21 protein-coding genes and 1 tRNA gene are annotated in these 25398 nt (G+C 61.0%); 12 read left to right on the top strand and 10 right to left on the bottom strand.

The window, feature by feature from the left end; all coding sequences use genetic code 11:
• Positions 1 to 720: 720 nt before the first annotated feature.
• The 3 genes from G359_RS16540 (at position 721) to G359_RS16530 (ending at position 3068) form a co-directional block, all read left to right on the top strand.
• Positions 721 to 1581, top strand: coding sequence for an aldo/keto reductase family oxidoreductase (locus G359_RS16540; protein ID WP_045837011.1), 861 nt, complete (start codon positions 721 to 723; stop codon positions 1579 to 1581).
• Positions 1582 to 1806: 225 nt separating this feature from the next.
• Positions 1807 to 2511 carry a glycosyltransferase family 25 protein gene (locus tag G359_RS16535; RefSeq protein WP_045837010.1) on the top strand — a complete coding sequence of 235 codons (705 nt, stop codon included), beginning with the start codon at positions 1807 to 1809 and terminating at the stop codon, positions 2509 to 2511.
• A gap of 248 nt (positions 2512 to 2759) precedes the next feature.
• Positions 2760 to 3068 (top strand): hypothetical protein, encoded by a 309-nt coding sequence (locus tag G359_RS16530; protein WP_197077594.1) that lies wholly within the window; start codon positions 2760 to 2762, stop codon positions 3066 to 3068.
• A 134-nt stretch (positions 3069 to 3202) separates the two neighbouring features.
• Here G359_RS16530 and mscL read toward each other — a convergent pair whose 3' ends face one another.
• Positions 3203 to 3592: a large-conductance mechanosensitive channel protein MscL gene (gene mscL / locus G359_RS16525; protein ID WP_045837008.1), complete on the bottom strand. Its 390-nt coding sequence runs from the start codon at positions 3590 to 3592 to the stop codon at positions 3203 to 3205.
• A 273-nt stretch (positions 3593 to 3865) separates the two neighbouring features.
• Here mscL and G359_RS16520 point away from each other — a divergent pair, with 273 nt between their 5' ends.
• The 3 genes from G359_RS16520 (at position 3866) to pip (ending at position 7012) form a co-directional block, all read left to right on the top strand.
• On the top strand, positions 3866 to 4126 hold the full coding sequence (locus G359_RS16520; protein WP_045837007.1) for a DUF4212 domain-containing protein: 261 nt from the start codon (positions 3866 to 3868) through the stop codon (positions 4124 to 4126).
• An 8-nt stretch (positions 4127 to 4134) separates the two neighbouring features.
• Positions 4135 to 5970: a solute symporter family protein gene (locus tag G359_RS16515; protein WP_045837006.1), complete on the top strand. Its 1836-nt coding sequence runs from the start codon at positions 4135 to 4137 to the stop codon at positions 5968 to 5970.
• 70 nt (positions 5971 to 6040) lie between these two features.
• Complete coding sequence (pip, locus tag G359_RS16510; protein ID WP_045837005.1) at positions 6041 to 7012, top strand: prolyl aminopeptidase; 972 nt, start codon at positions 6041 to 6043, stop codon at positions 7010 to 7012.
• Positions 7013 to 7050: 38 nt separating this feature from the next.
• On the opposite strand, the gene G359_RS16505 is transcribed toward pip, so the two are convergent.
• Positions 7051 to 7677 (bottom strand): hypothetical protein, encoded by a 627-nt coding sequence (locus G359_RS16505; RefSeq protein ID WP_045837004.1) that lies wholly within the window; start codon positions 7675 to 7677, stop codon positions 7051 to 7053.
• A 349-nt stretch (positions 7678 to 8026) separates the two neighbouring features.
• Here G359_RS16505 and G359_RS16500 point away from each other — a divergent pair, with 349 nt between their 5' ends.
• The 3 genes from G359_RS16500 to G359_RS16490 all read left to right on the top strand — a co-directional run bounded on the left by G359_RS16500 (position 8027) and on the right by G359_RS16490 (position 12785).
• A complete protein-coding gene (locus G359_RS16500; protein ID WP_052699420.1) occupies positions 8027 to 10891 on the top strand; it encodes a tetratricopeptide repeat protein in 2865 nt (954 codons plus the stop codon).
• 179 nt (positions 10892 to 11070) lie between these two features.
• Positions 11071 to 11997 carry a sulfite exporter TauE/SafE family protein gene (locus G359_RS16495; RefSeq protein WP_045837002.1) on the top strand — a complete coding sequence of 309 codons (927 nt, stop codon included), beginning with the start codon at positions 11071 to 11073 and terminating at the stop codon, positions 11995 to 11997.
• Positions 11997 to 12785: a TIGR02186 family protein gene (locus tag G359_RS16490; protein WP_045837001.1), complete on the top strand. Its 789-nt coding sequence runs from the start codon at positions 11997 to 11999 to the stop codon at positions 12783 to 12785. Before G359_RS16495 ends, G359_RS16490 begins: the two co-directional genes overlap by 1 nt.
• A gap of 2 nt (positions 12786 to 12787) precedes the next feature.
• Here the strand turns inward: G359_RS16490 and pdeM are convergent, their stop codons facing one another.
• The 4 genes from pdeM to G359_RS16470 all read right to left on the bottom strand — a co-directional run bounded on the left by pdeM (position 12788) and on the right by G359_RS16470 (position 17681).
• Positions 12788 to 13510, bottom strand: coding sequence for a ligase-associated DNA damage response endonuclease PdeM (gene pdeM / locus G359_RS16485; protein ID WP_045837000.1), 723 nt, complete (start codon positions 13508 to 13510; stop codon positions 12788 to 12790).
• The gene (locus G359_RS16480) at positions 13507 to 15999 is read right to left on the bottom strand and encodes a ligase-associated DNA damage response DEXH box helicase (RefSeq protein ID WP_045838142.1); all 2493 of its coding nucleotides are present in this window, start codon (positions 15997 to 15999) and stop codon (positions 13507 to 13509) included. The genes pdeM and G359_RS16480 overlap by 4 nt, the downstream gene beginning before the upstream one ends.
• Before the next feature lie 246 nt (positions 16000 to 16245).
• The gene (locus G359_RS16475; protein ID WP_045836999.1) at positions 16246 to 17334 is read right to left on the bottom strand and encodes a quinone-dependent dihydroorotate dehydrogenase; all 1089 of its coding nucleotides are present in this window, start codon (positions 17332 to 17334) and stop codon (positions 16246 to 16248) included.
• Positions 17328 to 17681, bottom strand: a complete 354-nt coding sequence (locus tag G359_RS16470) for a DUF952 domain-containing protein (RefSeq protein WP_045836998.1) — start codon at positions 17679 to 17681, stop codon at positions 17328 to 17330. Before G359_RS16470 ends, G359_RS16475 begins: the two co-directional genes overlap by 7 nt.
• 174 nt (positions 17682 to 17855) lie before the next feature.
• On the opposite strand from G359_RS16470, the gene G359_RS16465 reads away from it, so the two are divergent.
• Positions 17856 to 19631: a DUF262 domain-containing protein gene (locus G359_RS16465; protein ID WP_245280074.1), complete on the top strand. Its 1776-nt coding sequence runs from the start codon at positions 17856 to 17858 to the stop codon at positions 19629 to 19631.
• Positions 19632 to 19668: 37 nt separating this feature from the next.
• Here the strand turns inward: G359_RS16465 and G359_RS16460 are convergent, their stop codons facing one another.
• Entirely contained in the window at positions 19669 to 21321 is a 1653-nt protein-coding gene (locus G359_RS16460; RefSeq protein WP_045836996.1) for a lysine--tRNA ligase, read from the bottom strand.
• 87 nt (positions 21322 to 21408) lie between these two features.
• A complete protein-coding gene (locus G359_RS16455; RefSeq protein ID WP_082072975.1) occupies positions 21409 to 22119 on the bottom strand; it encodes an alpha/beta family hydrolase in 711 nt (236 codons plus the stop codon).
• Between the two features lie 166 nt (positions 22120 to 22285).
• On the opposite strand from G359_RS16455, the gene mepA reads away from it, so the two are divergent.
• Positions 22286 to 23788, top strand: a complete 1503-nt coding sequence (gene mepA / locus G359_RS16450; RefSeq protein ID WP_045836995.1) for a penicillin-insensitive murein endopeptidase — start codon at positions 22286 to 22288, stop codon at positions 23786 to 23788.
• 59 nt (positions 23789 to 23847) lie between these two features.
• Here the strand turns inward: mepA and msrA are convergent, their stop codons facing one another.
• Both msrA and G359_RS16440 read right to left on the bottom strand, forming a co-directional pair.
• On the bottom strand, positions 23848 to 24501 hold the full coding sequence (gene msrA / locus G359_RS16445; protein ID WP_045836994.1) for a peptide-methionine (S)-S-oxide reductase MsrA: 654 nt from the start codon (positions 24499 to 24501) through the stop codon (positions 23848 to 23850).
• A gap of 114 nt (positions 24502 to 24615) precedes the next feature.
• Positions 24616 to 25113, bottom strand: coding sequence for a hypothetical protein (locus G359_RS16440; RefSeq protein ID WP_045836993.1), 498 nt, complete (start codon positions 25111 to 25113; stop codon positions 24616 to 24618).
• A 155-nt stretch (positions 25114 to 25268) separates the two neighbouring features.
• Between G359_RS16440 and G359_RS16435 the strand changes: the two genes are divergently transcribed.
• Positions 25269 to 25358, top strand: a tRNA-Ser gene (locus G359_RS16435).
• The last annotated feature ends 40 nt before the right edge of the window (positions 25359 to 25398 follow it).

Here is a 25398-nt window from a genome sequence, read left to right as displayed (position 1 = left end):
CTCTTTGGTTGGTGGGAGGGGGCAGGACTCGAACCTGCGAAGTTAAACCAGCGTGCGTAGCCTCGAGTACCACACGCTCGGCTTTGCCGCTTGCGGATGCCCTCGCGAAAAGTGGTGTGTCGCGGAGGAGTCGAACCTCGCGGCACCATCCCTCAATTTCAAAGCCGATGGTTTTGCAGACCACCGAGGAACAAAGGTCTGTACACGAGACTTTTGTTGCTTAACTTAGTCTCATACAAATATACGTTTGGGCGACCCGCAGACCGTGGACACGTAGTTTCACGACGGTCGTTTCTACGAACTTGTGTTGCTGGAAGGTGACGCGGGAAGCGCTGGCGGGCCTTCGGACACCGAGCTGACTAGCCCTGGTGGAGACAGCCTAAGAGTGAACGCGTCGGAGATTTCCGCCAGACGTGCGCTGATGACCTGAGTCCCGAAGCTAGTCGGGCATTCTACCGTCGCTTTGGCTTTGAGGCGGATTGTTAAGTCGTCGTTACGTCTTGATCGAACGCAGCCGACGCCGTGCTACGCATGAGCTACGCACCGAAGCATAGATCAGGAAAATGCCTCGAAGTTTATATGCTTAGATTGGAGCGAGCGTTGCTTGGGAAGCTGCCGTTCTACCATTGAACTACGCCCGCGACCGTGAAGCGGGTTTTTGACACTTTCTCGACGGTCCCGCAACTGCTTCGAAGGGCGTCCTATCCGGGAGATCTCGCCATGACCGATATCACTGCCGCCGGAACTTACGGGTTGGGCGACCGCACCGTGAACCGGATGGGTTATGGCGCCATGCAACTCGCGGGGCCGGGTGTGTTCGGACCGCCGAAGGATCGGGGCGCCGCGCTCGCCGTGTTGAGGGAAGCCGTTGCGCGTGGCGTCAATCACATCGACACGAGCGATTACTATGGCCCGTATGTGACCAACCAGATCATCGCCGAGGCGCTGCACCCGTATCCTGATGACTTGGTGATCGTGACGAAGGTCGGGGCCGTGCGCGGGGCGGATGCCTCGTGGATTCCGGCCCTCTCTCCGGATGACCTCACACGCGCGGTGCACGACAACCTTCGCAACCTCAAGGTCGATAAGCTGGACGTGGTGAACCTGCGCGTCGGCGGCTTTGACCGGCCGGTCGAGAGTTCGCTCGAGCCGCAGATGAATGCGCTGGCCGAGCTTCAGCGCAAAGGACTGGTCCGGCACATCGGTCTCAGCAACGTGACGTCGAACCAGCTCAGGCAGGCGCGGACCTTTGCCGATATTGTTTGCGTTCAGAACCTCTACAACCTGGCGCGTCGTGATGACGACGCGCTGATCGACGAACTGGAAAGCCTTGGCATCGCCTACGTGCCGTTCTTTCCGCTCGGTGGCTTCACGCCTTTGCAGTCGTCGGCGCTTTCCGCGATCGCGGCGGAACTCGGCGCTACGCCGATGCAGACGGCTCTCGCGTGGCTGTTGCGTCGCGGGCCGCACATTCTGCTGATCCCCGGCACGTCGTCGCTCGCGCATCTCGGTGAGAACTTGGCTGCGGCCGAACTCAAATTATCGCATGAGGTGTTCGCGCGGCTTGCCACACAGGTGTGAGGGCCGCGCACAACGGATACGGGCCCGATGCGGACTCTTGAACGGTTCGAATCCGAACGCAGTCGTTCTTTCGAATGGTCACGTAGCTGAGCGGACAAAAGCGCCGAGTTTCAACCTCAGGTCGAGTTCAATTTCTGCCGTCCCATCAATATGCGCCATCCACACTAGCATAACGCTCCGTCTGCCGATAATTAGAGTGCGGTTTTAATTTTCGTCGGGGGGCGTATGTCGGTTGCCGTGTACTACATCAACCGTGACTGCGATCACGATCGGCGCAACCATATCGAAGCGGAATTAGCGAGGGCGGGCATTCAGGCGACGCGGCTGAGTGCCGTCGATGGCGTCAGAGTCCCTGACTGGCTCGTTCCATATTACCGAGACTCGCGCCTGACGCCCGGTGAGGTCGGGTGCTCGGCGAGCCATCTCTCGATTTGCGCCCGTATTCGCGATGAAAAGCTGCCTTGCGCCGTTGTCCTTGAGGACGACGCCATTCTCCCCATCGGTTTTCTCGAAATCGTCCGTGCGGCACTTGCCGTCGTGCCGAGCGACTGGGACATAATCCGCATGGTGCGCCGTCCTACTCGCGGTTGCCTCGTCATCGACAAGATTGATGCCACCCACAACCTGATCCGCTATCCTTACGTTCCGTATGGGACCGCTGCCATCATCGTCAGCGCGAGCGGCGCGAAGAAGCTCTTGACCCAACGGTCCATCGTCGACGCTATCGATCATGAAGTCCGCCGGCCTTGGAGCCTCGACCTCAACGTCTATGGCATAGACCCGCCACCTGTGACCGAGCTCAGCCGCGAGCTCTTTCCGTCGACGATCGTGACGCGGACCAGGAAGCGCTCAAATTACCGGTTTACGCGGACGATCTTCAACGTGCGCAAGCTTGGCATGATTGGCTATTTGCGCAGCCTCAAGTTTTGATTTGAAGACGAAAAGGTCGCTCGCTGAGGCGACGAGCTTCATGTCAGATTTGAACGCCTACGCACTCGGCGTGACGCCCGCGTAGAGAGCTTACCATATGTGAGGGCGGCGGGCTGTCCGATCGTCCGCCAAAGTCTCCCGGCGAGCCTAACGGGTGTTCAGACTTTTCGCCGGCGGCAGCGGCGGAAATTTTTGGAATTGACGTTCAGAAGCGTGATAAAAGGCGAGAACTCATCGGGGGAGAGATGATGAAGGCCGCTACTGCAACTCTCTGCATCGCCGCTGCCGTCGCGGCTTGCCTACTCGGCGCTCCGGCTCGCGCTGAGGATATGAGCTTGCCGAGCCCCTCGCAGGATACGGCGCTATCTGCGAAGCTCAGTCGCGATATCAATGCTGCTGCGGGCATCGCTGTCGAAAAGCCGTCCGCCGATGTCGAGGCGCAGATCAGGGATCTGGAAGCGTCGCGCGCAGCCGTCGACGAGCGCAAGACGCCTGCGATCAGCCTGAGCGTGAGCGGGTGGGTCAGCCAGCAAGTTCAATACAACGTCAAGCAGTAACGCAACGCATCGCGGATGGCTTCGGCGCAGTTTGCGCGCCGTGGCGGTCACGTCAGCGGATGCGCGCCTTTTGAGCGGAAAGGCCTTCGTTCAAAGAGTGGCCTTTCGCGATGGATTCTTCCTGGATCGCAGGGTCAGGGCGTTCTTTTTTCGAGAAGGTCACGAATTTCCTTGAGGTAGATCTCAGTCGGCGTAGGCGCCGGAGCAGCGGCAGGCTTCGGCTTCTGGATGACGGAAATGGCCTTGATGAGAAGGAAGATCGCGAACGCCGTGATGAGGAATTTGACCAGCGCGTTCAGAAATATGCCGTACCTGATCAGAACGGGGTCGGTCGGCGTCGGAATCTTAACAGCCAAGCTTGAGAAGTCGACACCGGCCATCAGATAACCAATCGGCGGCATGATGATATTGTCGACGAGCGTGGAAACGATCGGTGCAAATGCGGCGCCGATGATTACGCCGACGGCGAGGTCGATAACGTTGCCTCGCATCGCGAATTCTTTGAACTCGTTTAGTACGCCCATTGCGATGTCCTTCTCAGCTGATGTTTCGAACCAGTCTCAGGCGTCGCTAGTCACGATCTAAGTTGTCGTCACGACGAGGCGAAGGCAACGGTCTCTGCGGCGTAGCGACGATTCTTAGGGAATTTACGGGATGGCGTTCCCCAGGACAACGTGGAACGAAAGCTGTTTTTGCCGTTCGGATCGTTGGACAAGGACCGTGCCTGCCGGGCATAATGGCGGCAGCTCAGGACTGGTTTTGGGGGTCCGCCGAGCGACGATGGGGGACTAAGCCGAATGATCGAACGCAAGGAACGCAAGCCTTATTGGCGGCACACCAAATGGCAAGTTCTGGCGAGCGCCATTCCGTTCATCGCTCTTGTTATCATTTTGCCACTTTATGCAGAGCAGCTGAACGCCAACAGGTTTCTCGGCTTTCCGTTAGGATATTTTCTCGCGGCCCACGGGTTCTTTGTGGTCGCGCTCATAACGGTTGCGAGCTACGTCAATCGCCAGAATGCCATCGATCATTGGCATGGCGCCCATGAAGACATGTGAGGCGGAATATGGCGTTCGGCGCACGTGCGAGGATGGTCAATCCCCGCCTCGGCACGTATTTCAGCATCTTCGCGGCTCTCTACACCGCGCTCTTTCTGCTCGTTTTGATTTTCGAGCAGCTCAGTCTCGATGACCATCTTCTGAGATTGGCGATCTTCGCCGGGCCCATTCTCATCTATGGCGCGATGGGGCTATCTGTTGCGACGAACGAGACGCTTTGCTTTTTTGCAGCGGGGCGTCGCGTGCCGGCTGCCTACACAGGGCTGCTGCTGGCGGCGTCCGCGCTTGGCGGGACTTTGATCGTCGCTGGAACGGGGGCGTTCTTTTTCGCCGGATTCGATGCGCTCGTGCTGCTGATCGGCATGCTCACCGGCTTTGTCATCATGGCAATTGCGCTTGCGCCCTTTTATCGAAAGTTCGGCGCCTTCACGGTTCCGAGCTATCTCGGGCGACGTTTCGAGAGCCGGTCTCTCAGGGTGGTGACAGCCGCCGTCGCTGCCGTTCCGATGCTTTTGGTTCTCTCTGCCGAACTTCGGATGGGTGGCAGTATCGCCGAAAATCTGATCGGCGGCAGCCAAAGCGGTCTCATCTGTCTTATCGCGCTGACCATTGCGATCTCCACCGCCGGCGGTGGCAAGCGCTCGTTCACATGGTCGGGCGTGGCGCAATCGATTGCCCTTTTCCTGGCGTTGCTGGCGGTCGCGACGACCGTCAGCGTCATCGTGACGAGCCTGCCGATCCCGCAGCTCGCCAATGGGCCGATGGTGCGCGGGCTGGTGCGCAATGAGGTGAACGAGGGTTTGCAACTGGTTCGTGTCTGGCCGTTGGCCTTTCAGCTGCCGCCCGAAGGCTTCTCGCTGCTGACGAAGCCTTATACCCAACCGTTTGGGGCGATTGGTCCGTTGGCCTTCATCATCGGGACGTTTGCGATCGCGACGGGCATCAGCACGGCTCCCTGGCTGTTGCCGCGGGTCGCCGCGTCACCTGGAGTTTATGAAGCGCGGAAGTCTCTCGGCTGGGCGGTCGTGTTTTCGGGGCTCGCACTGCTGACGATCTCATCGGTCGCAGTGTTCATGCGCGATTTCACGCTCGATGCGGTGAGGGCAGAGCGGCTCGGACCATTGCCGCAATGGCTGTTTCAAGCGGCGGCCAACCATTTCGTCGCTTTCGATCAGGCTGCTACGAAGCTTGGCTTCGACGGCTTGAAGTTCGATCGGGACGGCGTTCTCTTCTCTCTTCCGATCGCGGTCGGGTTGCCTTCGGCTTTTGTGTACCTTCTGCTTGCCGGAGCGCTTGCGGCGGCTCTCGTCACGGCAAGCGCGACCACTGTTTCGCTGGCGACAGTACTCGGCGAAGACGTGGTTCAAGGTATGTCGTGGGAACCGCCGTCGCCTTCCAACCGCGTGTGGGTGGTGCGCGGCTTCATCGGCGTCGTCGCCATGTGCGGTGCGGCGCTTTCGATTGCGGCCCCGACCGATCCGCTGCGGCTGGTGCTCTGGGCGCTCTCCATCACGGGGGCGAGCCTGTTTCCGGTGATGCTGCTATCGATCTGGTGGAAGAGGCTGACCGTCGGCGGGGCCATCGCCGGGGTCATTTCCGGGTTCGTCGCGGCGTCGCTGGCCATTCTCATGAGCGAGATGGGCACGCTCTCGACGCCGAGCCCTATCGCCGGCATCCTCGGTCTTCCGGTTTCGTTCGGCTTGGCCCTCATGACGAGCATGATGCGGCCCGAAGCCAACCGGCACGCGCTCGCGATTGTGCGGGATATGCGGGTTCCGGGGGGAGAGATTATTTACGATCGCGAGATGCAGCGGTTGCAGCTCAGGAAGCATGCTCGCACATAAGTCCTTGTGCCCACCATCGGACGCCATCGGCTAGGATGGCTTGAACCCTCCAGCAAGCTGAAGAGCCGTCATGACCGTCCGCGATCGATTGGATCTCTATCCGCCTCTCGCGCCTTATCGCGAGCATCGGCTGCCGGTTGGCGGTGGGCATACGCTGTACGTCGAGGAATGCGGTAATCCGGACGGGCAGCCCGTCATCATCCTGCACGGCGGACCGGGCGGTGGCAGCAATCCGACCATGCGGCGCTTTCACGACCCCGAGCGATACCGCATCGTGCTCTTCGATCAGCGCGGTTGCGGCCGCTCGACACCGAACGCGTCGCTCGATAACAACACAACGCCGGATCTCGTCGCGGATATCGAACGCATTCGGATCGAACTTGGTATCGGGCGTTTCCAGCTTTTCGGCGGGTCGTGGGGATCGACGCTCGCGCTCGCGTATGCGGAGACGCATCCCGAACGCGTGAGCGCGATGATCCTGCGCGGCATCTTCCTGCTGACGCAGGCCGAGCTGCGTTGGTTCTATCAAGACGGCTGCAGCTGGATCTATCCGGAAGCTTTCGCGGAATTTCAGCGGATCATCCCACCTGACGAACGCAGCGATATGATCGCAGCTTATCATCGCCGTTTGACATCTCCAGATCTCAGCGTGCGCTATGCTGCGGCCCGCGCCTGGAGCATCTGGGAAGGCACGACGCTTTCCCTCATTCCCGAGCCAGAGCGCGTCGCGCGCTTTGGAGCAGATCACTATGCTCTGGCATTTGCGCGTATCGAGAGCCACTATTTCGTCAACGCAGGATTTTTACGCCGCGACGGCGAACTGCTGCTTGAGGCCGACCGGTTGAAGGATATCCCGGGTGTCATTGTGCACGGGCGCTACGATGTCGTGACGCCCGTGAAGAACGCGGTCCTTCTCAACAAGGCATGGCCCGGTTCGGATTTGCGCGTCGTCGCCGATGCCGGGCATGCGATGACGGAACCCGGCATCGTTCATGAGCTTATTCGCGCAACGCGGAAGTTTTCGTCGGGACGCTCGGCATAGCGTCCTCTTAGCGGCCGTCAGCCGGGTTGTGCGGCGTCTCAGGGGCTGAGCTTTGGAGGAGGATTGGTCGGCGTAGATGGCTGCGCCGAAGGGGGCTGCTGCAAAGGCGCCGGTGGTGCTGGAGCTTGGCCTGGAGCAGCCGTGTCCTTATCGATGTCTTTCACGTGGTCGCGGATCTTTTTGTAGACGCGCGTGAGGTAGTCGAGCGCCTGATCCACTTCTTCGTCCGTCGGCAATTGAAAGTTCCCGCCAGGAGGCCCGCCATGGAATTCACCCTGCGGGCCACCGGGCGGACCGGAGCCGTATGGGCTGGTGCGAGGTTCGCTTTCTATATCCTCCATCATCTCCTTGATGCGCTGCTTCAATTGCCTGTTCTCGGCTCTGAGCGCCGCAAGTTCATCAGCTGACGGAACGTTTGTTCTCTCTTCGATGCTCCTACAAGCCAGTTCATTGCCGATACGCGAGCATACTACGATGGCACCCGTTTCCCTATCGAGGCGTATCACGCCGCCTTCGATGGGAGACATCTGATAGCGCCCCTTCGAGTTTGCGTCCGCGTCCGACTTCGCAGTCGAATCCGGTGCCGGCTGTGCTGCCGCAAAGGTTGCGAGTGTGGGCAAGATCAGCAATCCGAGAGCCGCCGCTCGCTTCATCCCTAGTGTCATTTTCGAGTCCTCCGCATTGCCCTAAGACCGGAAATGGTCTCGGTGCAGCTGCATCACAAGGCAGCGTTGTGCTCGTAATTGCCGAATCGGCGCTCGCTGAGGGGTCGAATTCATTGGTCAGTCGACGGAAGGCCAACACAATAAGACATTGTAATCTAAAAATTTTATCATTTTAGCACGGGCCTTAACCCCGCGTTTACTGGGATGCCCCGATTGTGGCAGCGAGCCATGACTAGTGCCGCGTCCCCATGTTCGCATTTGCCCCGCGCGGTAGGACGCCTCCGATGTCCCTATCCCGCTGACATTGCGTTCTCCCGGACCGTCAGCATTGCGTTGCCTCGAGGGGAAAATGTCCAATTCGGAATTGAGCGCTGACTATCCGGAAAGCGAGCACGCGAGCACCGGCGGTGACAATCGCGCCGATCTCAGAGCAATGCTCGATGTGATTGCGGCTCAGCTCGTGGATGCGGACCGTCGCCATACAGCAGCACTCGCTGAAATGCAGGAGCGCATCAACGGAATGGGACGCGAAGCGGATGCGCTGCGTCCTCGCGTGCCGGAAGAGTTCGCGCCAGCGTTTGGGCGGATCGAGACGGCGATGGCCGAACTGGCGCACCGATTGTCGGATCCGGTCGAGGCGAAGTTTGGCGCCAACGATAAGCGCCCGGTTTCCGCCTCCGCGCGACGTGGTTCTTCTTCCAACGATCCCTACAGGTCCTCGACGCCGATGGCGCTTCGCTCAGCTCATAACGACGTGCATGACGAGTTTTCGAAGCGCGCGCCGGGCATCGTCGATACGTTCGACGTAATCGGGGGCCCATCGGACGATGCGCCCGAGCCCTGGGACCGCGCGGCGGCCAATGCCTTGGCCGAGCTGTATGAAACGGACGATGTGAACTTCGCCCCGAAGGCGCATTCCGCCGCCAACCCGGTTGCGCACGCGCAGGGCCGGGCGGCCGTCAGTCCCGGCATCGATGAGGCGTGGCTGGACAACAAGTTCGCCGAGATTGCGCAGGGCATCGAGCAGTCGCTCGCGGCGATGCGACCCGACAACGGCATTTCGCAGATCAGCCAACGACTCGATCAGTTTGAGCGCCAGTTTGCGAAACTGTTCGAGGGTGTCGCTACGCATGACGATCTGGCCGCGGTTCATCTGATCGAGTCGCATGTCGCAGAGGTGGTCAATCATCTCGTGCAGACGCAAGATCAGCTCGAACGGCTGAATGTCATCGAGGCGCAACTTGCGAGCATTTCGCATACGCTCGCCGATGTGCAGGGCGTCCCGGCCGATGGAAGCAGCGTCGCGCCGCCCGTGGCGGGTGGTCTCGATTACGATGCGATCGCACGCGCGGCGGCCGAGCAGACGGCACGGCGCATGGCGGATCTTCGCGCCGAAGATCGCCATTCTGCTGCGGACGAGCTGCGTCCGCTGATCGAGCGGCTGATGTCGCAAAATCGCCAAGGAGAAGAGCAGACGGCGGCTTTGCTCGACACGATGCAGCAAGCCATGATCCGTCTTTTGGATCGTGTGGACTCGATCGAATTCAGCCAACAGGCGGCGGCAACATCGACGGTGGCCGGAAGCGGCGCCTATCATGCGGGTATGTTCGGTCGCGAAGCGGTCAATGCCTCGGAAACGTTCGACGACGAGACCGGTGGGTCATTCGACGCGGCCTTTGCGGAACTCCCGTCTTCGAAGCCTGCTATTGCGTCGGTTCTTGCACGGCCGCGCGCGCTCAATGAAGTGTCTGAAGAAACCGCACGCCAAGGTGAGAAGACCCGCCAGGACTTCGTTGCCGAGGCCCGGCGCGCCAAGCAGCGTCTTTCCGAACAGAATGACGTTGTCGTCGGACCGTCTGTCTCGATTTCAACGTCGGGCCCGGACGGCGCGCTGGGTGCGCCCACCGCGGGCAGCCGGCCCATTCGTCCGGCGGCAGTGGCGCAGAAAAAGACGTCTGGCCCATCGGCGCCGTCGCCACGGCTCATGGTGATTGCCGCGGTTGCTCTCATTGCGCTTGGTAGCCTCTGGTACACGTTCGGATTCGGCAAAGCGCATGTCGGATCGTCATCCAACGGACAAGCGACGCAGTCCCTGCCGTCACCGCAGGCGAACGGCGCTGGGCAAAGCGGGTCGTCGGATGCCGCTAAGTCTGGCCCGGATGCTTCAGCTCCGACGAAGAATTCGGACAAATCGGCTGACCCGTCGCTTGATGGCAGCGGCCCGCGCGGCGATCTCGCTCCCACGAACAGCGAAGTCGAGAAGACTGCATCCGATGTAGCGCCTCAGCGCACCACGGCCTTGCCGATGCTTGGCGTAGCTGTCGATCTCGATCAGCCGGTTACGGCGGCGCAGCTCGAGCAAGCGAGACGCCGTCAGGCCATGGCCGCGATGTCGGGCGAGCTTGGCAACGCGGCGGCGAGGTCTGGCGACGGCCCCGCTGTTCCCGCGTCGATGGTGCCGAGTGAAGCAGAAACGGAAGGCACGAAATCCAGCTTGACGACGGGATCGGTCTCGACGGCCGCTTCGTCGAAGCCAGCGCCGCTCGATATGCCGGCCGCGACGGTCGGTCCGTTGTCGCTGCGTCTCGCGGCGGCGAATGGCGATCCTTCGGCGGAGTTCGAAGTGGGCGCGCGTCTCGCGGAAGGCAAAGGTACGGCACAAAGCTTCTCGGATGCCGCTAAGTGGTATCAGCGTTCGGCGGATCAGGGTTTTGCGCAATCTCAGTACCGTCTCGGCACACTCTATGAGCGTGGGCTCGGGCTGAAGCCAGACCGGGCGCAGGCGGCGATGTGGTATCAGCGCGCGGCGGAGCAGGGCAACATCAAGGCGATGCATAATCTTGCCGTGCTCAGCGCCAATCAAAGCGATCAATCGCCCGACTATATGACGGCGGCGCGGTGGTTCGAGGAAGCCGCGCAGCGCGGTCTCTCCGACAGCCAATTCAATCTCGCGGTGCTTTATGAAAACGGCCTCGGCGTGAAGCGGGACATGAGCCGCGCGTTCATGTGGCTTTCGATCGCGGCTCGTGGCGGCGACGCGGATGCCGTCAGGCGCCGCGACATCCTTCGCGGCAAGCTGACTGCCGACGAGGTGACGGCTGCCAACAAGATGATCGCGGCTTGGAAGCCCACGCAGTCGACGCGCACGGTGAACGACGCACGGACGGCGGGCGAAATGTGGAAGAACAACCCGAAGAACGGCGTCAACGGCTAAAGGGGTTCTTCCCGCCGGAGGGTCATTCCCTCCAGCAGACGGGATTGACGCATTTTTGTGACGGGGTGCGGCTATCATGAACGGCGCGGTGCTTGCCGCGTCCCGCCGATTGGTGTCCCTTAGCGCAGCCTTTCCAAGAGACCTTCTTCTTTGCGCCGCTTGCCGCTCAGGACCGCCGGATGACCCTCTATCTGCCGATTGCCGAGATGTCGGTTTCCGTCATCGCCTTTCTGGCACTCGGTGCGACGGTGGGTTTTCTTTCCGGCCTGTTCGGTGTCGGCGGCGGATTTCTACTGGCTCCGCTGTTGACGTTCCTGGGAATTCCGCCGGGAGTGGCCATTGCGACGAGCACGTCTCATGTCGCCGCGTCGTCGGTTTCCGGGGCGATGACGCAGTACCGGCGCGGTAATATCGACATTAAGCTGGCGCTCGTCATGCTGGCGGGTGGCATCGCAGGAAGTTACGTCGGCGTCGCCTTCGTGAAGGTGCTGACGGCGAGAGGGCTATTCGAGCTGACGGTATCGCTGACGTACGTCATTTTTCTCGGCGTGGTCGGTACGATCATCTTGATCGAAGGCATCAATACCTCGCGAAAAACGCGGACGGCGGGAAGCGCTTCGGGCCGCAAGCCGGGACAGCACAGCTGGATGGAGCGCTTGCCGTTCAAGATGCGGTTTCCGCGTTCGAAGCTTTACATGAGCGCGGTGCCACCCATCGTCATCGGCATGTTCGTCGGCTTCCTCTCGGCGATCATGGGCATCGGCGGCGGCTTCGTCATGATCCCGGCGATGATCTACCTGTTGCGCGTCCCGACCGCGCTGGTCATCGGGACATCGCTTTTTCAAATCGTGTTCGTTTCGGCAACGGCGACGGTGCTGCATGCGGTGGAGAATAAATCGGTCGATATCGTTCTCGCGGCGATCCTTATCGCGGGTGGCGTGTTGGGTGCGCAATTCGGAACGATGGCCGGCGAAAAAATTCGCAGCGAGCATCTGCGCGTGCTGCTCGGCGTGCTGATCCTGCTCGTCGCCGCGCGCATGGCTGTCGATTTGGCGATCAAGCCGAGCGATCTCTTTTCGCTCGCATCGACCCCGGGAGCGCGGTGATGCGGAAGCTCCTTGGCGCAGCGATCGTTCTGATGCTCGCGATGGTGAGCGGCGCGCGTGCTGCCGACCGGCCGAAAGAGAACGTGGAAGCCGACGCATCGACACGTCAGGTCGCGATCACATCGAGCTTCACGGGAACCGAGATCCTTGTTTTCGGCACGGTCGAGAACAGCGTGCAGCCCAGTCCTGAAGCGGGGACCTACGACATCATCGTTGTCGTCGAAGGGCAGCCGGCTCCCGCGGTGGTCAGAGAAAAATCACGCGTTGCGGGCATCTGGATCAATACATCGTCAGTGCATTTCGAGGCGGTTCCGAGCTATTACGCCATCGCCTCGACGCGTCCGATCGACGAGATCGCCGACAAGGCGCTTCTCGATGCGAAGCAGATCGGCTTCGATCATATCAGCATGGCACCCGTGGGAGCGGACGAGGCCGACGCCGCCTCTCTTCAAACCTCAAGGGAGGCGCTCATCCGGCTGAAGGAGCAGCAGAGGGTTTACGTCAGACGGGACTTCGGCGCGACGTTCATCGGACGGAGCCTTTTCCGCGCGACGATTGCGTTACCGCCGAACGTGCCTGTCGGTCCGCTGACCGCTCGGGTTTATCTTTTCAAGGAAGGCAAGCTGCTCGGGCAATACGAGAGCCGTGTGAACCTGACGCGTGAAGGGATCGAGCGCTTCATCCATAATTTCGCGATCTCGCAGCCGCTCGCCTATGGCGTGAGCACGGTGCTGATGGCGGTAGCGGCGGGGCTCGCGGCCGCTTTTGCCTTCCGCAAGCCTGCCTGAATTCAGTCGTCGCGAAGGAGACGCGGCGCAACCGGATAAAGGCCTTCGTGGCCGAGCATCCAGACGTCGAGCCCGTCGTCGCCGAACAGCGGCTCGAAGGCGGCGTTGAGAATGTTCAATCCTCCAGTGAACGCGCCGAACGCGGGCATCACGAGACGAAGGCGATTGCCGACGAAGCACGGACGGCGCAACGAAGTTCCGTGGAACACAAGGCGGGCTGCCGGATGGAAGTGTCCGGCGATTTCGTGCGTGCGGGCTCCGGGCCGCGGCTCATGGCGCAACGCGATGCCGCCGACGACGATCTCGGGCATCACATAGCCTGCGAGCATGCGATCGATTTTCGGATCGTGGTTGCCGGTGATCCAGATCCAGTCGCGATCTTCCTGCAGCACGCGAAGGCTATCGACGTCGCTCGGGTCCATTCGGGCGGCGCCGTCCTGATCATGCAGGCTGTCGCCGAGGCAGATGACGGTTTCGGGATCGTACCTGTCGATCAGGGCCGCGAGTTTCTGAAGTGTGTCGCGCGTATCGTAGGGCGGCAGCATTTGTCCGTAAGCGGCGTAGGACGAGCCCTTTTCGAGATGAAGATCTGAAACGATCAACGCGCGCTCGGCGGGCCAGAAAAGTGCGCCGGATTTGTGTGCGACGAAAGCTTTGCCGCACACGTGCACGGGCTGATCGGCGAAATCGTCGAGCCCTATGCGTTCCGGTTTCAGCATGTTCATGTCCGCATGTCCCCCGTTGCTTCGCGGATCAGTTCGTCTGCGGCATCGCGCAAAATTGCGTCACGGTCTTGGCCGTAAACCAGTTCAACTCCGATCTCCAGCAGCACCGGCACGGCAAGCGGAGATACGTGATCAAGAGTTTGATGTCTGATTCGCTCTTTAATGCGAGCCAGAAACGCACCGAGGCGTTTGATATCGAGCAGGCCCGTGGCGGCGTCGGCCCATGCGGCTTCGAGCAGCAGATGCCCCGGATCATGCCGTCGCAGCACGTCGTAGATGAGATCCGTCGAGATCGTCACCTGGCGACCGGATTTGACTTTGCCGGGGTGCCGCCGCTCGATCAGTCCGGCGATGACGGCGGCCAAGCGGAAGGTGCGCTTCATGAGCGCGCTCTCGGCGAGCCATGCGTCGAGGTCGTCGCCCAGCATGTCCTCGTCGAAGAGTTCGGCGAGCGAAAGCCGGCCGTCCGAGATCAGGTTTGAGATGTCTCCGTGCGCCCATACGGCCAACGCATAGTCGTTGGCGACGAAGCCCACGGGCTTGGCTCCGATCCGATCGAGGCGGCGCGTCAGCAGCATGCCGAGCGTCTGATGCGCGAGTCGTCCCTCGAACGGGTAGGCGACAAGGAAGTTCCGGTTGCCGCGTGGAAATGTTTCGATGAGGACTTCATCGGGCGCTGGGACGACGGAGCGTTCGGTCTGGAGCTCGAGCCAATTGGCGACGGGATTTGGCAGGCCCGACCAGACGCTCGGATCGGCGAGCATGGCGCGCACGCGGCCGGCCAAGTGCGTGGACAGCGGAAATTTGCCGCCGTCGTAGCTCGGCACCATCGGATCTTCTGCCGTCGCGCGCGAGACGAAGACTTCGGTATCGCGGATGCCTTCAAAGCGAAGGACCTGACCTGCGAAGACGAATGTATCGCCCGGCGTCAGCTGCTCGGCGAAATGTTCCTCGACCTCGCCGAGGACGCTGCCGCCCATTCGGGCGATATTTTTCTTTCCGCCGCGCCCGGAGACGAGGCGCACCTTGAGGTGAGGGGCGTCGACGATCGTGCCGATGTTCAAGCGGTATTGCTGGACGATGCGCGGATTGGCTACGCGCAGCTTGCCGTTCTCCGCCGGTCTTAGTTTGGCAAAGCGTTCATATGACTTCAGCGCGTAACCACCCGTCGAGACGAAGTCGACTGTCCGGTCGAACTGGGTTCGCGTCAGTCCCGCATAGGGAAGAGCCGAGCGCACTTCATCGAATAGCGCATCGGGATCGAACGGCGCCTGGCAGGCCATGCCGAGAACGTGCTGAGCCAGAACGTCGAGCGCGCCGACGCGCGAGAGCGTGGCGTCCTGATCTCCGGCTTCCGCCGCCTGTTGGGCGGCCCGGCATTCGAGCACCTCGAAACGATTTCCCGGAACCAAAATCGCCTGTGACGGCTCGTCGAGCCGATGGTTTGCGCGGCCTATCCGCTGCAAGAGCCGGCTCGCGCCTTTCGGCGCTCCGAGATGAATGACGAGATCGACATCGCCCCAGTCGATGCCGAGGTCGAGCGTGGAGGTCGCGACGACGGCGCGGAGCCGGCCTTCAGCCATTGCGGCTTCGACCTTCTTGCGCTGGGCCGCTTCGAGCGATCCGTGATGCAAGCCGATCGGCAGATTGTCGTCATTGATCCGCCAAAGCTCCTGGAATGCAAATTCAGCCTGCATGCGCGTATTGACGAAAACGAGCGACAGCTTGTGTCTGCCGATCGCCTCGTAAACTTCGCGCATCGCGTAGCGGGCGGTGTGGCCGGTCCAGGGAATTTCGTTTTCGGCTTCGAGGATTTCGATCACCGGCTTGGCGCCGCCTTTGACGGTGACAATGTCGGACAGGCGCGTTTCGGTTTCCGGTTCGGTTTGCGCAACGAGGTAGCCGCGAAGCTCGGTCGGTCGCGCGACCGTCGCCGACAATCCGATCGTCATCACGTTCGGCGCTAGCTTGCGCAGGCGGGCGAGATCGAGCGCGAGGAGATCGCCGCGCTTTGAAGCCGCAAGCGCGTGCAGTTCATCGAGGATGATCGTGTCGAGATCGGCGAACAGGTAGGGGGCGTCGGGGTGGCTGAGGAGGAGAGCGACCTGCTCCGGCGTCGTCAGCATGATGTGCGGCGGCTTCACGCGCTGGCGCTGTCGTCGTGCAACGGAGGTATCGCCGGTGCGCGTTTCGGTGCGCACCTTGAGACCCATTTCCTCGATGGGGTTCGTCAGGTTCCGTTCGACGTCGGCGGCGAGCGCTTTCAGTGGGGAGACGTAGAGCGTGAAAAGTCCGGCGCCGATTTTCTTTTTTTGACCGTTGTGGATCGAGATCAAGCTCGGCAGGAAGCCCGCGAGCGTTTTGCCGGCGCCGGTCGGAGCGATCAGCAGCGTCGAGCGCCGCTCACGAGCGGCATCCAGAAGCGCGAGCTGATGAGGACGCGGCTTCCATCCGCGCCGCGCGAACCAAGCCGCGATCTCGGGTGGCAGCGCCTCGGTCGCGGGAGCGGATCGAGCACGGCGCGTTTTCTTCTCCGCCGTCGATGCGACGAGAGGGGCGCTGCGTGGTTTTTTGCGTGCGCCAGCCTTAGCGGATTGGCGAGGGGCCGATCCCGAGTTCTTGGTGGATTTGCGTGGCGCGTCCAAGGATTGGCTCAGGTCGATCTAATCGCTTTTATGGGCAACTTGGACGTTATACCTGCAGCGGCTCGGAAGACCTCGAAAAAAACGTCGTCGTTAGAGCGGCTGTTTCGCCCAGACGTCGGCGTGGCGACCCCGGATTGCGGCGAGGTTGGTTTGTCTGCCCTCGTGGAGCGTTTTCGTGAGGTGTGACTTGATCTCTCCGATCAGGCTCGGCCCTTCGTAAATGAGACCGGTATAAAGCTGCAACAATGTGGCGCCCGCCTCGATTTTTTCGAGCGCGCGCGGCCCGCTGTCGATGCCTCCGATGCCGATGAGCGGAATCCTGCCTTCCGTCTGCTTGAAAATGCGGGCGAGCATGGCAGTCGAGCGCTGGAAGAGGGGCCGCCCGGAAACGCCACCGGCTTCGCGCGAGTCGGATGACTTCAATCCATCGCGTGACAGGGTCGTGTTCGAGACTGCGATGGCGTCAACGTCATACGCCATGAGTTTCTCGACGATCGGTGCGATGTCGTCGGCCGCGATGTCGGGGGAGATCTTGACGACGATCGGACGCTTCTGGGCGCCATCGTTGATCAGACGGGTTCGCGCAGCCATGACGCGGGCGAGAAGAGCTTCGAGCGCTGCGGGGGCTTGTAGATCCCGGAGGCCTGGCGTGTTCGGAGACGAGATGTTGACGGTGAAGTAGCTGGCGACCGAATTGAACCGCAGCAGGCCCAGCACGTAGTCTTCGCCACGGTCGACGCTGTCTTTGTTGGCTCCGATGTTGACGCCGACGATGCCGCCGCGATCTTTCCGCGCTTCGAGACGGGCGAGCGCTGCCTCGTGACCGCCGTTGTTGAATCCGAGCCGGTTGATGAGAGCGTTGTCTTCGACGAGGCGGAAAATGCGCGGTTTCGGATTGCCACTTTGCGGATGCGGCGTGACGGTGCCGATCTCGGCGAAGCCGCAGCCCATACCGAGCACGGCATCGGGGACACGAGCGTCCTTATCGTAGCCCGCCGCGATGCCAATGGGATTTTTGAACTCGAGGCCGAATACCGATTGCGAGAGCGCGCGATCATCGGCTGCGGTGGACCGCGGATAAACTCCGCATTCGAGCGCGCGCACGGTGAGTTCGTGTGCTTCCTCAGGAGAAAGTGCGAAAAGCGCAGGTCGTGTCAGGCGGTAAATGCTTTTCAGCACGAGAACAATTCCTCATCGAGATAATGAACGCCGTCGTTCGCGTTTGGCAGCGGCCGCTCCCATAAAGCCACAGAAACATTCAGGGGCGCGTAGAGGTGGGGAAAAAGATCGCCTCCACGGGATTGTTCCCATTTGAGATCGGCGCCTAGCTTCGATGCCTCGACCGCGATCAGAAGCAGATCGCGCTTCCCCTTGAAATGTTTTTCTAATGTGCCACGCACCTGATGGCGTTCCGACAGGTGGATGAAACCATCTCGCTTGTCGTCGGGCGATCCGTCATACTGACCTTTTCCGGCCGCCTCCGACCAATCGGCTGCCGTGACAATTTTGTAGACGATTTTTTTCATTTCATTTTGAACTTTGATGATGCGCTCGAAAAGATATCATCCATTACATATGTCTTCGGGGCGATGCATTATGGTCGCTAATTCCGAATGGCTAGGGGTGAAACTGTTTTGCAGGGCGTTCGTTTTTAGCCAGAGGCGAAATACTTAGGCCCAGGAATAGCAGTCAAGAGGGTTGTGGCATTCGTGTATCCTACGGCATCGCTAAGCATTTCAGAATTGTTGTCCGGTCCTTACCTGCTGAACATTCCGCTTTTTCAACGGCCCTATTCTTGGGGACGCGAGCAGGCGGAGCAGCTTCTCGACGATCTTCTTGAAGCTGCCGGCATCTCATCGGACGATGAAGCTGAGCCGGCTTACTTCCTCGGCGCCGTCGTCCTGATGGATGCGCCTGGGGCCGAGACGTTGAAGCTGTCACCCAAGATGACAGCCCGTGAGTTCGGAGTGATCGACGGGCAGCAACGCCTTGTCACACTGATGACGCTGCTGGCTGTGCTGCGCGATCTCGAAACCGATCCGAAGAAGGCCATTTCGAAACGCGTTCATAGTATGCTCGTCGCGCAGTTGGGCACGCGCTTTTTCCGGACGGAGCGCTTCCGGTTGCACCTCTCGACGCGCGAGCGCGCGGTTTTCGAAGACAACGTGTTGCTGTCTGGAAGCTCTGTGTTGCCGGCCAATATCGCGGCACCGTCCCTCCCGGAGGCGACGCTTCTTGAAGTCCGTGATCGCTTCAAAACCGTACTTGCGGAACTGACAAACACGGCTCGTGCGAAGTTAGCCGACTTCATCGCGGACCGATGCTTCGTCGTCGTCATCGTCGGAAACGATATCGACCGGTCTCACCAGATGTTCGTCGTTCTGAACGAGCGCGGAAGAAAGCTACAGCGCAATGACATCCTGAAGTCGGACATTCTCGCGCGCATGTCCGCGGGCGATGCCAAGTGGGCCGTCGCCACGTGGGACGAGATGAGCGCGGAACTCGGGGAAGGGTTCGAGCCGTTTTTCGCGCATCTCAGAACGATCTACGGTCACGGGCGCTTGCAGATCGTCTCGGGCGTACGTCAGGTCATTCGTGATGCCGGCGGCTCGGAACCGTTTTTCAAGGACGTCTTCGTGCCGCTTGCGAAATCGTATGCGCTCATTCGGGGCGGGGGCAGGGACGTGTTGCCGCCAGAGATACAGCGGTCGCTTGCTTATCTCAATCGCTTGCCGGAGGCAGACTGGGCACCGGCCGCGATTTTAGCGCTCAAGGATTGGAAACGCGATCCTGCACGCTCGCAATTCCTGCTCGCCGAGATCGAACGGTTGGCCATGTTGACCCGGCTGTTGTGCGCTGGATCTGGAAAGCGCGTCCGCCGTTTTGCGGACCTGATCAAGGTCATCCGGTCGGGTGAGCCGATCGACAAATCGCACCCGGTTTTACAATTGACGAGAGACGAGGTGCGCGGCATCGCATTTCACCTCAAGGATTTTCACAAACGCAATCCGAAGGTCTGCAAGCTGCTTCTGCTTCGCCTCGGCGATGAGCTGGCGGGGTCGATGGATGCCGTCGATCCCGATCTCTATACGATCGAGCATGTATTGCCGCAGCGGCCTGCAGCCTCGAGTACGTGGCGGCAATCATTCCCGAGTGCGGAGGAGCGGGCGCAGCTCGTCGAGAGCCTCGGCAATCTCGTGCTCATCACGCAGCAAGAGAACGACCGCGCGCGCAATGCGTCCTGGGACGATAAGAAACAGATCTACTCGAAAGGTTCGAGCCAGACGCCGATGCTCGCAATCACGCGCGATGTCATCGAGGAGCGCGAATGGCTGCGCGGGCAGATCGAGGCGCGCGAGCAGCGGCTCGTCGGGTTGATCGACCGGATCTGGCGCGTCGACCTTCTCGGCCAAAAGTCCGGTGCACGGACCGTGAGAGCACCTGAGGAAACCGAGGCTGTGAGCCCGCTCGTCTGACCTCGGCTCCGCATTTTCGCCGCCGATCGGCGGGGGGTCAGGCGTTGGCGAGGGCACCGGTGAGTGCCTTGGCGATCAAGGCACGCGTTTCAGGAATTCCATAGAGCGCGACGAACGTGCCGAGACGCGGTCCGCGCTCCTGGCCGAGCAGGATTTCGTAGATTGCCTGGAACCAGTCGAGTTTGACGCCCGGTCCCCCCGTTGGGCTCGTTTTCGTCGGATCCTGATAGCGCGGGATAGCGCGGCCGACGTCCAGCAATGCGTTCTGGATCGTGTCGCCGTCGCTGTCCGCAGGAAGCGCTGCGAGCGCTTTGTCGAGACTTTCGAGGGCTGCGATCTCGACGTCGTCGGGCGTCCGAAACTTCTTCGTCGGCTTCACGAAATCTTCGTAGTAGCGGATCGCATAACCCGCCAGCTGATCGATGATCGGATTGTCTTCCGGCTTTGCTCCGTGCGTGTAACGGTCGAGGAAGCCCCACAGGACGTCCTTCGTGTGCGCGTGGGAAACCGAAACGAGATTGAGCAGCAACCCGAACGTGACGGGGATTTGCGGCTTAGGCGGCGTGCCCGAGTGGATGTGCCAAACCGGATTGTCGAGTTGCTGCTTCGGTTCCTGCTTCGGGTATCCTGACAGGAACTGCAGGTATTCATCGACGGCGCGGGGAATGACATCGAAATAGAGCCGCTTCGCGCTTCTCGGCTTCTGATACATGAAAAGCGACAGGCTTTCGGGCGAGGCGTACGTCAGCCATTCGTCGATGGTCAGGCCGTTGCCGCGCGACTTCGAAATCTTCTCGCCCTTGTCGTCGAGGAATAGCTCGTAGACGTAGTGCTCGGGCGCGACGCCGCCGAGGATTTCGCAGATCTTGTCGTAGATCGGCGCGTTCGTCTGGTGGTCTTTGCCGAACATTTCGAAGTCGACGCCGAGGGCAACCCAACGCATGCCGAAATCCGGCTTCCACTGCAGTTTGACCTGGCCGCCGGTGACCGAAAGGGTGATGTCCTCGCCGTCTTCATCGGCGAACGTGATCGTGCCGGACTTCGGGTCCACCTGTTTCATGGGGACGTAGAGGACGCGGCCGGACTTCGGAGAGATCGGCAGGAACGGACTGTAGGTCGCCTGACGTTCCGCGCCGAGCGTCGGCAGCATGACCTTCATGATGTCGTCGTAGCGTTCGACGGCGCGCAGCAAGACCTCATCGAAGCGGCCGGCCTTGTAGTATTCGGTGGCACTGGCGAATTCGTACTCGAAGCCGAACGTATCGAGGAAGCGCCGCAACATTGCATTGTTGTGGTCGCCGAAGCTCTTGTAATCGCCGCCGAATGGGTTCGGAACGGTGGTCAGCGGCATTTGCAAATAGGGCTCGAGCGCCTTGCGATCCGGAACATTCTCCGGAATTTTGCGCATGCCGTCCATGTCGTCGGAAAAGCAAAGGAGGCGCGTCTTGCGTTTGCCTTCCGTCAGAACCTCGAAGGCGTGGCGCACCATCGTCGTGCGGGCGACTTCACCGAACGTGCCGATGTGTGGAAGGCCCGACGGGCCATAGCCGGTTTCGAAAAGCACTGTCTTCGTCGCGCCATCGGGCAGGCGCTCCAACCGCTTGATGAGCCGGCGCGCTTCTTCGAATGGCCAAGCCTTGGAATCTTTGCTGGCGGCGGCCTGCTCAGGCGTGAAGACGAGTGCGGTCATCGGGTGCTGCTACGGTCGGTGAGGTTGGTATTGCAAAGGCTTGTTTTGAGACGAAGGCGCGCACCGTAGGTGGCTCGGGGGTCAGCGTCAACGCGGGCCCGAATGCTTCGCGATAAATGCCGCAACGGCATCGGCGGCGGCTTTGAGATTACCCTTTCGCGTGAAACCCGAATTTCCGCGCGGACCGAAATCATGGTCGCCGTCGCTCATCCAGGCGAACGTGATTTTCTTGGAAAGCTGGATTTCTTCGATTTCGCTAAGGCTTCCGAACGGATCGCGCTCGCCTTGGACAATGAGGGCGGGACAGCGAAGCTTCGTCAGATGATCGGTGCGCAGTTTGTCGGGGGTTCCCGGCGCATGGAACGGATAACCGAGACAGACGAGGCCGCTGATCACGTTTTGCTCGTAGAGTTCATCGGCCAGCATGCTCGCAACGCGCCCGCCCATGGACTTGCCGCCGATGAAGAGCTTTTGGCGCGGATTTTCGCCGGCTGCCGTGGTTACGATGTCCTGGAATTCGGGGATCAGCTTCTCGGCTTTCGGCGGCGGGCGTTTCGCGCCACCGTCGCGTCTGGCCGACATGTAGCCGAACTCGAAAAGCGTGAGCGCGATATCCCGTTCAGTGAGGAGTGCGGCAATCGCTTCCATATACGAAGAAGTAATCCCCGCGCCCGCTCCATGAGCTAAAATCAGTCGAGATTTGGCACCGGTTATGCCGTTGTCGATGCGAAAGACGGGTTTAGCGTCCGTCGCTGCATTTTTGGCGGCCGGTTCGGTAACCTTTTGAAGGCGTGTCATAATTGGGTTCGCAATGGTGCTGATGAAGCGGATGTGCCGGGCGGGATGCAATGGCTCCGGTTCGATTATGTGGCGCTAGGCAACACCGCAACTGGAAATCGATGTAGGATCAGAATTTCGCCCGAGAATGGTCTAAGATGGCGCGAGTCAAAAAACGGGGACAAGCATGAGGGCCGCAAGGTTACTGGTGCTCGCGGTCTTCTGTGCGATGGCCTTGGTTGGTGCTTCGTGGCTCCAATCGCCGGGTGCGCCGCTGGCAGCGCTGAATTTCATCGGACCGCTTCGCGCCGACCCACGACCGGTCGACGATTCGAGCGGTGTTCCCGTTTCACCCGATCCCGCGCATCCCGACGCAGGCAAGCACCCGGCGCTGCCGGATTTCGTTCCCAGGAACGGCCTGCTGACGAATTCGGATGAGAGCGGACCACAGGGCGAGGAGCCGGGCAGTGCGGCGCAAGCACAAAGCCCGGCACCTGCAGACGCCGCCACGACTACGGGCTCGGTGACGACGGAGCATCAGACAGGAGCGGCGGCTCCTGCAGCCGCTTCGACAGCGCGGCCGATCTCAATCAAGGTTGAACCTATTCCGGGGACCGAAGCTTCCGTACCGACCAAAGAGCCCGTCTGGCCAAAATTCATCGGAGCCAAGACGCTCTTCGGTGCGGCCAAGGTTCCGGCGCCGCTCGAGGCGCGGGCTATCGGATCGTATTCACGAGGTTGCCTCTCAGGCGCGGTGCCGCTGCCGATCGATGGTCCGGCTTGGCAGGAGATGCGCTTATCGCGCAATCGCAATTGGGGTCATCCGAAGCTCATCGCGCTCGTCCAACAGTTTGCCAAGGACGCGCAGAAGCTCGATGGCTGGCCGGGTCTTCTCGTCGGAGATATCGCGCAGCCGCGCGGCGGTCCGATGATCACGGGACATGCGAGCCATCAAATCGGGCTCGATGCCGATATCTGGCTGACGCCGATGCCGGATCGCCGTCTCAGCAACAAGGAGCGCGAAGACCTGCAGGCGACGTCGATGCTCGACAGCACGGGGCTTGCCGTCGATCCGGCTGTCTTCTCCGAGAAGCAGGTCGCCCTCATCAAGCGGGCAGCGTCGTATCCGCAAGTCGAACGGATCTTTGTCCATCCGGCGATCAAGAAAGCGCTGTGCAAGGTTGGTGATCCTGACCGCAAGTGGCTCGGAAAAGTCAGGCCTTGGTTTGGGCATTACTATCACTTTCACATGCGTATCAAATGTCCCGAGGGCTTTGCCGGATGTGCGCCGCAAGTGCCGCCGACAGGTGATGACGGTTGCGGGAAGGAAGTCGATCAGTGGCTGGCAAAAGTGGTTCCGTCCAAGACACCGCTCGAGCCCGCGCCTCCTCCGGTTGCGGGTGTGAAACCGCCGAAGCCGCCTCTCATGCTGGCCGAGCTGCCGAAGGAATGCCAAGCGGTTCTGGCCTCCGGTCCCGATCCGGTGCCGGTGCCGCGGGAAGCGCTGCTGACGCCTCTGCAAGTCAAGCGGACGTTGGCGAAGGCTGCCGCCGTTCACTCAGCGATCGCCAGCGCCGCGGCTGTTCCGGGCGCAAAGGCGTTGCCATCGCATTTGGCAAATAGTCCGGCTCTTCGTCCGCATTTGCACAAGGCCGCAACGACCGATCCGAAATTGGCCGATCCTAAATAATTTTTGATTGCGTCGGGCGACTCCCCTACGGGGAGCCGGCCGCCCGACGCGTTAGCCGCCTAGGAGACGGAAGCCGGCTTCGGGCAGGTCACTCCGGTTCCGGCCAAGCCGCAGTAGCCGTGCGGAACCTTGGCCAGGTACTGCTGGTGATAGCCTTCGGCCAGATAGATCGGACCGGTTGGCTTGATCTCGGTTGTGATCGGGCCATAGCCTTTGTGGGCGATGGCTTGCTCGTAGGCCTTTCGTGATGCCTCGGCCGCCGCGAACTGCTCCGGCGTCGTCGTGTAGATCGCCGAGCGGTACTGCGTGCCGATGTCGTTGCCCTGGCGGAAGCCTTGGGTTGGATCGTGAGCTTCCCAAAACGTCTTCAGAAGCGCGTCGTAGGAAATGGTTTTCGGGTCGAAGACGACGACGACGATTTCGGTATGTCCGGTGCGGCCGGAGCAGACCTCCTCATACGTCGGGTTCGGTGTGTAGCCGCCCGCGTAGCCGGCGGCCGTTATCCAAATGCCGTCGCCCAGTTGCCAAAACAGCCGTTCGGCACCCCAGAAGCATCCGAGGCCGAATATCGCGACCTCGAGACCCTCAGGGTAAGGCGGCTGCAACGGCCGCGAAAAGAGATAGTGCTCGGCGTCCGCGCCGAGAATTGGGGCCGGGCGCCCCTTCGGCGCCTGCTCGGCAGATGGCATCGCGACCTGCTTCCTGGCAAACATGGATTGGCTCCTTCTTATTATTGGGATGATGCCCAGTATACGATAGCCTATCCCATTTCGTTTCAGTCCTAACGGGCTGCCGTTGCGCCCGGAGGCGGTGCAATTTTGGCTATTTCAATAGTCGTTCGCGAAAATGCGGACCCGGCGGCGGGGTCGTCCGAGATAGCCGCAGGCAATAGCGAGCAGCAGGAAGATCAGCGTTCCCGGCAGCGACAAAACCGAGGTCAGAACGGGGTCCCAAAGGAACGGCTCGCTCGAGGCCGTGACCGACCGCTGCAGCGCCGCCAGAAAGGCAGGGGCCCAGCTTTGCAGGTGCTGCATCAAGGAGATGGCGCCAGGGGACGCTCCATCGACGGGAGCCCGTGAAATATCGGCTGCGAAGGCGATGAGCGTGCACAAGGCAAAGAGCGCGGCGAGAAACCGCAGCATCAATCTGGGGCGGGTTTCGGGGTTCACCACGCTCATGACGACCGCGATCAGGAAGGCAGCCAGAGCCAGGCGCAGCAACCAGCCGTTGTTAGGCTCGCCAGCCGCATACCATAGGCAACAGTAGGCTGTTGCGCTTAATGCGGCCAATCCGGCAAAGATTTTCAGTAGCACTGACGAGGTCATATTCGCGCTTGCTCGTTCGCCGGGTTCGTTAACCGGGTGCCTTGAGTGGCACCTTTGTGTGGCCGGGGCCGACGGCGGTCAAGTGCAGAGACTTTGTCGAGCAGCGTTGCGCTTGAGGCGCGGATGGGTTAAGTGCGCTGCTTCGCGATTGCGTTGGAGAGGTGGCCGAGTGGTTGAAGGCGCTCGCCTGGAACGCGTGTAGGCTCGTAAGGGTCTCGTGGGTTCGAATCCCACCCTCTCCGCCAACCCCCTGTCTGTCGGTGTCTATTGACGGCGGTCTGAGAA

Origin of the sequence: Hyphomicrobium sp. 99, from assembly GCF_000384335.2 — a bacterium.
In the GTDB taxonomy this organism is placed as follows: domain Bacteria; phylum Pseudomonadota; class Alphaproteobacteria; order Rhizobiales; family Hyphomicrobiaceae; genus Hyphomicrobium_B.
Note: the sequence above shows the minus strand (reverse complement) of the source record. Positions and strands in the feature narration are given on the sequence as shown.